Origin of the sequence: Phaeobacter sp. PT47_59 (genome assembly GCF_028890025.1) — a bacterium.
Taxonomy (GTDB): domain Bacteria; phylum Pseudomonadota; class Alphaproteobacteria; order Rhodobacterales; family Rhodobacteraceae; genus Phycobacter.
This window is the reverse complement of sequence record NZ_JARCJL010000001.1, coordinates 132,277-143,965: the sequence shown is the minus strand read 5'-3', so window position 1 is coordinate 143,965 and position 11,689 is coordinate 132,277. Positions and strand designations below refer to the sequence as shown.

10 protein-coding genes are annotated in these 11,689 nt (G+C 62.8%); 4 read left to right on the top strand and 6 right to left on the bottom strand.

Features of this window, described 5'->3' with window-relative positions; all coding sequences use genetic code 11:
• Window positions 1-74: 74 nt before the first annotated feature.
• Entirely contained in the window at window positions 75-884 is an 810-nt protein-coding gene (gene cysE / locus PXK01_RS00625; RefSeq protein WP_274846758.1) for a serine O-acetyltransferase, read from the top strand.
• 143 nt (window positions 885-1,027) lie between these two features.
• On the opposite strand, the gene PXK01_RS00620 is transcribed toward cysE, so the two are convergent.
• The 5 genes from PXK01_RS00620 to PXK01_RS00600 form a co-directional block, all read right to left on the bottom strand.
• Window positions 1,028-2,746 carry a methyl-accepting chemotaxis protein gene (locus tag PXK01_RS00620; protein WP_274858436.1) on the bottom strand — a complete coding sequence of 573 codons (1,719 nt, stop codon included), beginning with the start codon at window positions 2,744-2,746 and terminating at the stop codon, window positions 1,028-1,030.
• Window positions 2,747-3,070: 324 nt separating this feature from the next.
• Complete coding sequence (locus PXK01_RS00615) at window positions 3,071-4,408, bottom strand: pyruvate dehydrogenase complex dihydrolipoamide acetyltransferase (RefSeq protein ID WP_274858435.1); 1,338 nt, start codon at window positions 4,406-4,408, stop codon at window positions 3,071-3,073.
• Window positions 4,409-4,420: 12 nt separating this feature from the next.
• A complete protein-coding gene (locus PXK01_RS00610) occupies window positions 4,421-5,800 on the bottom strand; it encodes a pyruvate dehydrogenase complex E1 component subunit beta (RefSeq protein ID WP_274858434.1) in 1,380 nt (459 codons plus the stop codon).
• A 14-nt stretch (window positions 5,801-5,814) separates the two neighbouring features.
• Window positions 5,815-6,828: a pyruvate dehydrogenase (acetyl-transferring) E1 component subunit alpha gene (pdhA, locus tag PXK01_RS00605; protein WP_274858433.1), complete on the bottom strand. Its 1,014-nt coding sequence runs from the start codon at window positions 6,826-6,828 to the stop codon at window positions 5,815-5,817.
• Between the two features lie 199 nt (window positions 6,829-7,027).
• The gene (locus tag PXK01_RS00600) at window positions 7,028-7,327 is read right to left on the bottom strand and encodes an FtsB family cell division protein (RefSeq protein WP_274858432.1); all 300 of its coding nucleotides are present in this window, start codon (window positions 7,325-7,327) and stop codon (window positions 7,028-7,030) included.
• 253 nt (window positions 7,328-7,580) lie between these two features.
• On the opposite strand from PXK01_RS00600, the gene PXK01_RS00595 reads away from it, so the two are divergent.
• Window positions 7,581-9,242, top strand: coding sequence for an acyl-CoA dehydrogenase family protein (locus PXK01_RS00595; protein ID WP_274858431.1), 1,662 nt, complete (start codon window positions 7,581-7,583; stop codon window positions 9,240-9,242).
• Between the two features lie 53 nt (window positions 9,243-9,295).
• Here the strand turns inward: PXK01_RS00595 and PXK01_RS00590 are convergent, their stop codons facing one another.
• Complete coding sequence (locus PXK01_RS00590; protein WP_274846765.1) at window positions 9,296-10,489, bottom strand: phosphoglycerate kinase; 1,194 nt, start codon at window positions 10,487-10,489, stop codon at window positions 9,296-9,298.
• A 138-nt stretch (window positions 10,490-10,627) separates the two neighbouring features.
• On the opposite strand from PXK01_RS00590, the gene PXK01_RS00585 reads away from it, so the two are divergent.
• Window positions 10,628-11,134 (top strand): peptidylprolyl isomerase, encoded by a 507-nt coding sequence (locus tag PXK01_RS00585; RefSeq protein WP_274846766.1) that lies wholly within the window; start codon window positions 10,628-10,630, stop codon window positions 11,132-11,134.
• A complete protein-coding gene (locus PXK01_RS00580) occupies window positions 11,127-11,675 on the top strand; it encodes a peptidylprolyl isomerase (protein WP_274846767.1) in 549 nt (182 codons plus the stop codon). The genes PXK01_RS00585 and PXK01_RS00580 overlap by 8 nt, the downstream gene beginning before the upstream one ends.
• Window positions 11,676-11,689 lie beyond the last annotated feature (14 nt).

Sequence of the window (11,689 nt, the reverse complement as noted above, 5' to 3'; positions counted from 1 at the left end):
CATGTTCACAGATTTGCGTTTGGCCTTTCCTGCGTTAGATACATATCCTAAGGGGCAGAAAAGGATGTATCGCCATGATCAAGACCCGCAAAGCCATCTCCCCGCTGGATCCTGTCTGGGACCGGATCGCCAAGGAGGCGCAGGAGGCCGTTGACAAGCAGCCCTTGATGGGAGGGTTGATCCATGCCTGTATCCTGCACCACCCGACCATAGAGAAGGCGCTCTCCTATCGCATCGCCGCCAAACTGTGTTCGAACGAGATGTCGATGGTGATCCTGCGGGAGATCGTCGAAAGCGCCTATGAAGCGGATCCTGCACTGGTTGCCGCAGCGCGCGCCGACCTGATGGCGGTCTATGAACGCGATCCGGCTTGCCATCGCCTGTTGCAGCCGATCCTCTACTTCAAGGGCTACCAGGCCGTGCAGGCCTACCGCGTGGCGCACTGGCTGTGGACACAAGGCGATTTCGATCTGGCCTATTTCTTCCAGATGCGGATCTCAGAGATCTTCGGTGTCGATATTCACCCGGCGGCCCGTATCGGCCAGGGCATCATGATCGACCACGCTCATTCCATCGTCATTGGCGAAACTGCCGTGGTGGGTGACAATGTCTCGATGCTGCATTCGGTGACCCTGGGCGGCACCGGCAAGGAAGAAGAGGATCGCCACCCCAAGATCGAGGACGGTGTGCTGATCGGGGCCGGGGCCAAGGTGCTGGGCAATATCCGCATCGGGCATTGCAGCCGCATCGCCGCGGGCTCGGTGGTGCTGGAAGACGTGCCCCCCTGCAAGACCGTGGCGGGCGTTCCGGCCCGTATCGTCGGCGAGGCGGGCTGCGATCAACCGGCGGTCAGCATGAATCAGGTGCTGGCCAGCAAGAGCTGACAGCGCAACACTGCTTCCCTGGTATGAACGCCCGAGCGTTCTCAACCACTGTCATCCTTGGCAGGGATCTGTCCTCGGCGGCGGGCGGCCTTATGTCAGCCCACCCTCACCCCGGCTGTTGATCGTGGCTGCGCTTGCAGGTGTCAGGCTGCCTGCGGAGGTCTCGCCGGACCTCTGGCTGGCCCCTTGTTCGGCTGCATCACGGCGGCCAATTGAGAGGGCAGGCGGAAGGCTTCGACCAGGGTATCCAGCCGCTTTGCATCGCTCCCCAATTTCTGAGCGGCTTCGACCGTGTCGGACACGATGCTGCGGTTGTCCTGTGTCGCTGCGCCCAGCTGGTTCAGCTCGGCCGACAGGTTGCGCAACAGCTCGGAATCGCTGCTGACCTTCTGCGCCGAGGAACTGATCCTCTCGGCGATGGTGTCCAGGCTCGTCTTGATGCTGCCAAGGGCGTTTCCTGTGTTGTTGACCTCGGCAACACCGGTGCTGATATGACCAGTGGCCTGGGTGATCAGGGTCTTGATCTTGGTGGCGGCCTCGGTGGTGCGCTGCGACAGGGTGCGGACCTCGCTGGCGACGACGGCAAACCCGGCCCCCGCCGTACCGGCCCGGGCCGCCTCGACACCGGCATTCAGCGCCAGCAGGTTGGTCTGGAAGGCGATATCATCGATCACACCGATGATGGTGGAAATCTCGCTGGCGCTTTCTTCCAATTCGCTCATGGCGGCGACGGCCTGTCGAACCACCTCACTGCTGGTCTCGGCCTCCCGCACGGCGGTGGCAGCCAGCCCTTCAACCGAACGGGCCTGATCGGCGGCATCGACGACCGAGTCGGTGATATGGACCATCTGGCTGGAGATCGCACCGATGGTCTGGGATTGCTCGGCAATGCGGGAAAACAATGTGCCCGAGCCCTGATCGATACCCGAGGACTGAAGCGTGACCGCGGTGGAGGTGCCAAGGACTTCACCCATGGTGTCAGAGATGCTGCCCAGGGCGGTGTTGAAATCGGCGCGCAGCGGTTCATAAGCCAGGGCCAGTTTGGCGGTCATCCGGTAGGCCAGATCGCGGCGGGCCAGCGCCGCCAGCCCCTTGCGCATTTCCTCAACGGCGCGGGCCTGCTGTAGCTGTTCCGCCTGCCGCTGGTTGGAGACCTCTTCCGCCTTCGACAGGCTCTGTTGCAGCGTCTCGATCCGCCGCGCGATCTGGCCCAGCTCATCCGACCGTCCGGTGGCCGGGATGCGGTGGTGGTAAAGCCCATTGTCGATCCGCTCCAATGCTGCGGCAAGATCGGTGAGCGGGCGCCCCAGGGTGCGTTTCAGGATCACCACGCAGATCAGGACCGAGAGCAGCAGAAGCCCGGCGCCAATCGCCAGATCCCGTTGCAAGCCTGCCCAGACTTCCGCCAGCCGCGGCGCGGGATCCCAGACCATGATCAGGGTGCCGCGCATCTTGCCTTTCTTCGATAGGATCGGGAAAACGACTTCAAACCCGCTGTGCGAGGACCAGGGTTCAGAACTGTTCTGCACCTCTGCAGCGCGGTCCTGCAGGCGCTGAAGCGCGGGCTGGTCCAGGGCGCCAAGCTCGGCCATGACCACGCCATCTGCCTTGATGACTTTGGCAAAGACGAAACTGTCGCCGGCGCGGTCGATCACATGTTGCAGCCGTTTTTCAACCGTGCCGGAGAACCCCAGCTTCAGGGGCTGTTCGATCTGCTGGGCTGCGACGGTGGTCAATTCCTGTTCCAGCACCTGCAGGGCGGCGATGGCCTGGGTCTGCATCCGCTGACCGGCCAGGATTGCAACCGGGATCGCCACCAATAGCGAAAACACCGACACCAGGGCCGCGATACGCAGGTTCATCGATTTAAGACGCGGCGAGCGGCCTGTCGGTGAAGGAGAGGGGGCGAAAGAAGAGGGAGAAGAGGGCATGATCCAGTCTCTGCAAGGTGCATATGTGATACTGGCTGCCGAACTACAGTTAAGGAGTTATATCCGCTATTGGAATGTATCTTTGTTTTCATGCAACTATGATGTGTTTGTCATCTCGTTGTTACATGGCTGTCATGGTGGTTTCGCTTGAGTGAACTTCGACGCCTGAAGGGAGCAGAGAGGTGTCTCATCTGGGCAAAGAAAAACGCGGCCGGGTGAGCGACCGCGTTTCTGAAAATTCCCTGAAAAAGAGGCTCAGGCCAGCATGACCATCGGGTTCTCCAGGTTCTCGACGATGGCGGCCAGCAGGTTGGCGCCAAGGGCACCATCGATCACACGGTGATCCACCGACATGGTGACGCTCATCACGGTTGCGACCTTCAACTCGCCATCCGCGCCGACAACCGGCTTCTTGCTGCCCGCGCCCACCGCCAGGATCCCGGCATGGGGCGGGTTCACGATGGCGTCGAAATTGTCGATGCCGAACATGCCCAGATTCGAGATTGCAAAAGATCCGCCCTGGTACTCATGAGGCGCCAGCTTGCGGTCGCGGGCACGGGCGGCGAGGTCCTTCATCTCGGTCGACAGTGCCGACAGGGACTTCATGTCGGCATCCTGCAGCACCGGGGTAAAGAGGCCGCCATCGACGGCCACGGCCACGGCCACATCGGAGGATTTCATCTGCAGCACCCGGTCGCCCGCCCAGACGGCGTTGGCCTCGGGCACGGTTTGCAGCGCATTGGCCAGGGCCTTGATGATGAAGTCATTGACCGACAGCTTCACGCCGCGCCCTTCGAGCTGCTTGTTCAGCTGGCTGCGGAAGGCCAGCAGCGCGTCCAGCTGGATATCCCGGCGCAGGTAGAAATGCGGGATGGTCTGCTTGGCCTCGCTGAGGCGCGCCGCGATGGTCTTGCGCATGCCGTCGAGCTTGATCTCCTCGTACGCACGGCCGTTGTACATCTTGGCGACCATATCGGCAGAGGGGCCAGTGGGCGCCGCCGCCGGGGCCGCTGCGGGGGCTGCGCTGGCAGCTGGGGCAGGAGCTGCCGAGGCCGCCGCCGGTTGCGGTGCCGCAGTTGCGTTTTCCACATCCGCCTTGACGATACGCCCGCGCGGGCCGGAGCCTGCAATGCTTGCCAGATCTAGCCCCTTGTCCGCCGCGATGCGACGGGCCAGGGGAGAGGCAAAAATGCGGCTGCCATCCCCGGCGGCCGGGGCTGCCGGGGCAGGGGACGCGGGGGCGGCGGGTGTCGCGGAGCCCCCTGCGGGGGCTGCCTTGTCACCCGCGTCAGCCGCCGCAGCGGCTTCCGGTTGCGGGGCAGGCGCTGTGGCCACATCATCGGCGCTTTCGCCATCGGCCAGCAGCACGGCGATGGCGGTATTGACCTTCACCCCTTCGGTGCCCTCGAGGATGAGGATCTTGCCGATGACGCCTTCGTCCACGGCTTCGAACTCCATGGTCGCCTTGTCGGTCTCGATCTCGGCCAGAAGATCACCGGAGGCGACGGTATCGCCTTCCTTCACCAGCCATTTCGCAAGCGTGCCTTCCTCCATGGTGGGAGAGAGGGCAGGCATCAGGATTTCTGTCGGCATCGCTGTCTCTCCTTACCGGTAGGTCACTTGTTTCACCGCTGCGATCACCTCATCCGTGGTGACCAGCGCGTGTTTTTCGAGGTTCGCGGCATAGGGCATGGGCACGTCCTTGCCGGTGCAGGTGATCACGGGCGCATCCAGGTAGTCAAAGGCCTGCTGCATCACTTCGGAGGCGATGTAGCTGCCGACCGATCCTTGCGGCCAGCCTTCCTCCACCGTGACCAGGCGGTTAGTCTTCATCACCGATTTGATCACCGTCGGCAGGTCCATCGGACGCAGGGTGCGCAGGTCAATGACCTCGGCGCTGATGCCTTCGCCCGCCAGTTTCTCGGCCGCCTGCAGCGCATACTGCATGCCGATGCCAAAGGAGACGATGGTCACATCCTCGCCCTGGCGCCAGATCCGGGCCTTGCCGAAGGGAACGGTGAAGTCATCCAGTTTCGGTACCTCGAAGGAGCGGCCATAAAGGATCTCGTTCTCCAGGAAGATCACCGGGTTGTTGTCACGGATCGCGGTTTTCATCAGACCCTTGGCGTCGGCTGCCGAATAGGGCATCGCGACCTTCAGGCCGGGGATCTGCATGTACCAGGCGGCATAGTCCTGGCTGTGCTGGGCGCCAACGCGGGCGGCGGCACCGTTGGGGCCGCGGAACACCATGGGCGCGCCCATCTGACCGCCGGACATATAGAGCGTCTTGGCCGCCGAGTTGATGATATGGTCGATTGCCTGCATGGCGAAGTTGAAGGTCATGAATTCGACGATGGGACGAAGGCCCCCAAAGGCCGCACCGGTGGCAATGCCCGCAAAGCCATGTTCGGTGATCGGGGTGTCGATCACCCGCTTGGGGCCGAACTCATCCAGCAGCCCCTGGGAGACCTTATAGGCGCCCTGGTATTCGGCCACTTCCTCGCCCATGAGGAAGACGTTCTCATCACTGCGCATCTCTTCGGCCATGGCATCGCGCAGGGCCTCGCGCACTGTGGTCTGCACGGTCGGGGTGCCTTCGGGCCAGTCGGGGCTGTCGTCCACCTCGGGTGCTGCGGGGGCTGCGGCAGCAGCGGGCACGGGAGCGGGCGCCGCAGGTGCCTCGACCGGGGCCGCACCTCCGCTCGCCGCAGGCGCGGATGCCGTATCGGCATCATAGCTTTCGCCCTCTTCCAGCAGCACGGCGATGGCGGTGTTGACCTTCACACCTTCGCTGCCTTCGGGGATCAGGATCTTGCCGATCACACCTTCGTCGACCGCCTCGAACTCCATGGTGGCCTTGTCGGTCTCGATCTCGGCGATGATATCGCCGGAACTCACGGTGTCGCCTTCCTTGACCAGCCATTTGGCCAAGGTGCCTTCCTCCATGGTCGGCGACAGGGCGGGCATCAGGATTTCACTTGCCATGTTCTTTGTCTCCCTCAGGCGCTCTGCTGATCTGTTGCGTCGGCATAGATATCGGTCCACAGCTCATCCAGGCTGGGCTCCGGGCTCTCCTTAGAGAACTCCGCCGATTTGTTGACGATGTCCTTGATCTCCTTGTCGATCGCTTTCAGATCATCCTCGGTGGCGTGCTTCCCGGTCAGCAGCATCTCGCGGACCTGTTCGATCGGGTCACGCTCGCTGCGCATCTTCTGCACTTCCTCGCGGGTGCGATACTTCGCCGGGTCCGACATGGAGTGGCCGCGATAGCGATAGGTCTTCACTTCCAGGATATAAGGCCCTTTGCCCGAACGGCAGTGGGCCACGGCGCGCTCTCCGGCTTCCTTGACGCTGAGCACATTCATGCCATCGACCGCTTCGCCCGGAATGCCGAATGCCGCACCGCGGGTGTAGATGTCAGGGGTGGAGGTGGACCGGGCCTGGGAGGTGCCCATGGCGTATTGGTTGTTCTCGATCACAAAGATCACCGGCAGATCCCAGAGCGCGGCCATGTTGAACGCCTCGTAAACCTGGCCCTGGTTGGCGGCGCCATCCCCGAAATAGGTGAAGGTCACGCGGCCGTTGCCCTTGTATTTGTCTGCAAAGGCCAGACCGGCACCCAGCGGCACCTGTGCGCCGACAATGCCGTGGCCACCATAGAAATGCTTCTCTTTCGAGAACATATGCATGGAGCCACCCTTGCCCTTGGAATACCCGCCCGCGCGGCCGGTCAGTTCGGCCATCACCCCATCCGGATCCATGCCACAGGCGAGCATATGACCGTGGTCACGGTACGAGGTGATCCGCTTGTCGCCCTCTTCGGCGGCGGCTTCCAGACCGACCACAACGGCTTCCTGACCGATATAAAGGTGGCAGAAGCCCCCGATCAGCCCCATCCCATAAAGCTGACCCGCCTTCTCCTCGAATCGGCGGATCAGAAGCATTTCACGGTAGTATGTCTTCAGCTCGTCAGCAGAAACGTTTGGTTTCTTTGTGCTTTTCCTGGCGGCCATGGTGGCGGACTCCCCCTTAATGCCGAATAGTTTAGCGTTAAACTAATTCATATTGGATTTTGCACCGGCTGGCGAGAGGTTTTGTTGTATGGGGTTATCACAAAGCAAAAAAAGCCCATAAAACCTTTGTGACCGCCACAGGGCGGCCGATACTGTGGGTCAGACTGTATACCAGGGAGGGCGTTGGGGGGCCGGGAGATCAGCGAATGACGATCTCATCCGCGCGCAACAGGCCAAGCACCGAACGGGCCTGTTGGTCGAGCAGGTCAAGATCCAGGAAATCGTCGGACAGGCGGTGGGTCTTGTTTTCCATCTTCGCGATATCTGCCTGAAGGAGCTCGAGATCCCGGCGAAGCTCTTCGGCTTCTGCCTGGATCTCGACCCTTCTGAACAACCCGAAATCGCCCTGCACCGCCGCAAAGGTGAAATATGCACTCAGCGCGAATGCGATGGAGAAAAAGACAAAGGCGCCAAGGGATGGCGTATTGCTTCGGGTCACGTTGGAGTTGCCTGTATGCTACTGCTCAAGATATTGTTTTTGCACCGATTACCTCGATGTCTTGAGGTACTATGCCATATGCGAATCGCTCTGTGAATCCCAAAAATGGTTAATTTTGCCGGTTTCTTTTGAATTTGCCGTTGCGGTTTGTACCGGCGGTGACCTGCGGGTTTTGCGATCCGGTTTGACGCAACGACGCCTCTGGCGTCAGGCCTCGGCCTTGTTAGGCTGCGCTCCGGATGGAGGAGACAGCATGCAAGAACAAGACAAATCCGGCACAGCAGCGGGCGCCCACCGATCCAGCGCACCCCGCAGTGATCTTGGCACCCATTCGGTGGAAAACCAGCCGCAACCGCGGAGCGCCTGGGCGATTTGGGATGGTGACCGGGCCTTGCGAGAGCAGGTGAGCCATCACGGTGGTGATACGGCGGCGCTGGAGCGGACAGGGGCCACCTATGGCAGCGCCGACCTGCGTCAGGCGGCAGAGGATGCCCGCCGGGATCCGCCGCGGCTGACCCTCTTTGCGCGCTCGGGTCATCGGCTGGACGAGGTGCAGTTCAACTCGGGCTATCACCGGGTCATGGCTGCGGCCAAGGCACAGGGCTACGCCCATAGCGCCTGGAGCGGGGCACCGGGCGGCCATGTGACCCATGCGGCCCATGTCTATATGCTCAACCAGGTGGAGCCGGGGGTCTGCTGCCCGATGACCATGACCTATGCCGCCGTGCCCGCGCTGCAAGCCGATGCGGATCTGGCCAAGGTCTGGGTTCCCCGGCTGCTCAGCCCCGATTATGACGGCTCGACCCGCCCGGTGGAGCAGAAGGCGGGTGTGACCCTGGGCATGGCGATGACCGAGAAACAGGGCGGATCGGACGTGCGCGCCAACAGCACCCGTGCGGTGCGGGATGGCGATCACTACCGGCTGACGGGGCACAAATGGTTCTGCTCGGCGCCGATGTCGGATGGCTTCCTGACGCTGGCCTATGCAGACGGCGGGCTCACCTGTTTCCTGGTGCCGCGCTGGCTGGAAGGAGAGCGCAATGGCATCCGCCTGCAGCGTCTGAAGGACAAGCTCGGCAACCGCGCCAATGCCAGTTCCGAGATCGAATATGTCGATGCGCTGGCCTACCGGCTGGGCGACGAGGGCGCTGGGGTGCGGACCATCATCGAAATGGTGCATCACACTCGCCTTGATACGGCGCTGGCCCCGGCAGGCCTGATGCGCGCGGCCCTGGCCGAGGCGGCCTGGTGGGTCCAGGGCAGATCGGTCTTTCAGAAGAAGCTGATCGACCAGCCGCTGATGCGGTCGGTGCTGGCGGATCTGGCGCTGGATACCGAGGGGGCGCTGGCCTCTGGCATGGCGATGGCGGCGGCCTTTGACCGGCAGGATGACGAAAGCCGCGCCCTGGCGCGGATCGGCGTGGCGCTGGCGAAATACCTGGGCAACAAACGCTGCATCCCGGTGATCGGAGAGGCGATGGAGGTGCTGGGCGGGATGGGCTACATCGAGGAGACACCGATGCCGATGCTGTATCGTGAGGCGCCGCTCAATGGGATCTGGGAGGGATCCGGCAATGTGATCTGCCTCGATATCCTGCGCAGCCTGGCGCGGGAGCCGCGCGCGGGTGAAGCCTTGAACGCGCTGCTGGATCGGGTGCGGGGCGGGGATCGCCGCTATGACGAAGCACTTGCGGCGCATCGCGACCGCTGGTCCGGCCTGCCCGCAGAAGGGGAGGCGCGCTGGTTTGCTGAAAGCCTGGCAACCCTCATGACCGCGGCCTGTCTGATGGAGACGGCACCAAATGCGGTGGCCGAAGGCTATGTCACCAGCCGCCTGTCAGGCGCGCGCGGTTCCTTGCCGGGATCGGTCACGGGCCTCGATGAAAGGGCGATCCTGGAACGTCTCACCGGTTGATGCTGCAAAGGTTTTCCCTGCCCGGCATCTGGCGGGCAGGGATCTGACGCCGGTCAGTCCTGTTCCAGCGCCGCGACGCCGGGCAGGGTCTTGCCTTCCATCCATTCCAGGAAGGCGCCGCCTGCGGTCGAGATATAGGTGAAATCGCGCGCCGCACCGGAGGCATTGAGCGCCGCCACCGTATCGCCGCCACCGGCAACCGAGGTCAGCTTGCCTGCGCGGGTCAGCGCTGCGGCTTTCAGGGCTGCTGCATTGGTGGCGGCGTCAAAGGGTTCCATCTCGAAGGCGCCAAGCGGCCCGTTCCAGATCAGCGTGCGGCTTTGCTCGAAGATCTCGGTGATGGCGGCGACGCTTTCGGGACCGGCATCCAGGATCATGCTGCCTGCGGGGCATTGATCGGCGGGCAGCACCTGGTGCGGCGCATGCGACGCAAAGGTTTCCGCGACCACCACATCCGAGGGCAGCACGATCTTGCAGCCGGCACTTTCGGCCTTGGCGAGGATCTCGGCGGCGGTGTCCTTCATGATGCGTTCGGCCAGGGATTTGCCCACGTCGATGCCCTGGGCCACCAGGAATGTATTGGCCATGCCGCCACCGATTACCAGATAATCGACTTTGGTGATGAGGTTGCTGAGGAGTTCCAGCTTGGTCGAAACCTTGGCCCCGCCCACAACCGCGGTCACAGGACGGCTCGGCGCGCCAAGGGCGCTTTCGAGGGCGGAGAGTTCCGCCTGCATCAGACGGCCCGCGCAGGCGGGCAACAGCCGGGCAATGCCTTCGGTCGAACTATGCGCACGGTGGGCGGCGGAAAAGGCATCGTTGCAGTAGACATCGCCCAGGCGCGCCATGCCTGCGGCCAGTTCGGGGTCATTCTTGGTTTCCGCCGCATGGAAACGGGTGTTTTCCAGCAAGAGAACCTCACCCGGTTGCAGGGCGGCAGCGGCCGCCTCGGCGCCGGGGCCGACGCAATCGGCGGCGAACAGGACGCGGGTTTCAAAGGCGCGCTCCAATGTCGGGATCAGCTGGTTCAGCGACAGGTTCTCGCGGCGCTCACCGCCCGGGCGGCCAAAATGGGCCAGCAGGATCGGCTTGCCGCCTGCGTCCAGGATATCGCGCACGGTGGGGGCAATGCGGCGGATCCGGGTCGAGTCGGTCACAACGCCATCGACGATCGGCACGTTGATATCCACGCGCACCAACACGCGCTTGCCGCTCAGATCCATGTCATCAAGGGTATTCCAGCCCATCCTCAGGCTCCTTCCGGTCTTTGGCAAATGTCTTTGCCGCTGTTTCGGAGCTTTTGCGCCTGCAGTCAATGCTCACGCTTGGCATTCAAGGTCTCTGGCCTTAGGTATCTGGCAAAGCAAACACGACAGGAGGGCCAGATGGCCGAGATCAAGGACCCGGAAAACACCATCATCATCGAGCTGAAGGACGGCAATGTGGTGATCGAGCTGCTGCCGGATGTGGCGCCCAAGCACAGCGAGCGGATGAAGGAACTGGCCCGCGCCGGTGAATATGACAACGTGGCTTTCCATCGCGTGATCGACGGCTTCATGGCGCAGACCGGCGATGTGCAGCACGGCGACATGGAAGACGGGTTCAACCTGCGCATGGCGGGCACCGGTGGCTCCGACCTGCCGAACGTTCCGGCGGAATTCTCCAAGCTGCCGCATGACCGGGGCACCCTGGGCGCGGCGCGCTCTGCCAACCCGGATTCTGCCAACTCGCAGTTCTTCATCAACTTCAAGGACAACCACTTCCTGAACGGCCAGTACACCGTCTATGGCCGCGTCATCGAGGGCATGGAGCACGTGGATGCGATCACCCGCGGCGAGCCGCCTGCGCAGCCCGACCGCATGATCAGCGTCAAGGTGGCCGCAGATGCTTAAGCTTGCCGCAGCCCTGACCCTGATTGCGGGTTCTGCCTTTGCCTCGGGTCTGGAAATCCAGATCGCGGGCGAGGGCGCCAATGGCACCGTGAAGATCGACCTGTTCGAAGATGTCGCGCCCAAACATGTGGAGCAGATCACTGCATTGGCCGCCGAAGGCAAGTATGATGGCGTTGTCTTTCACCGGGTGATCGAAGGCTTCATGGCGCAGACCGGCGATGTGCAATATGGCAAGCTGGGCGCTGACATGCGGATGGCGGGCATGGGCGGGTCTGACCGTCCCGATCTGCCGGCCGAGTTCTCTGACGTGGCTTATGACCGCGGTGTCGTCGGCATGGCGCGCAGCCAGAACCCCAATAGCGCCAACTCGCAGTTTTTCATCATGTTCGCCCCGGGCCACTTCCTGAATGGCCAGTACACCGTGGTTGGCAAGGTGACCGAGGGAATGGATGTGGTCGATGCCATCAAGCGCGGCGCCGGACAGAACGGATCCGTGATCGGTCAGCCCGATGTGATGACCAAGGTCACTGTTACGGACTGATCTGTGACGGTCTG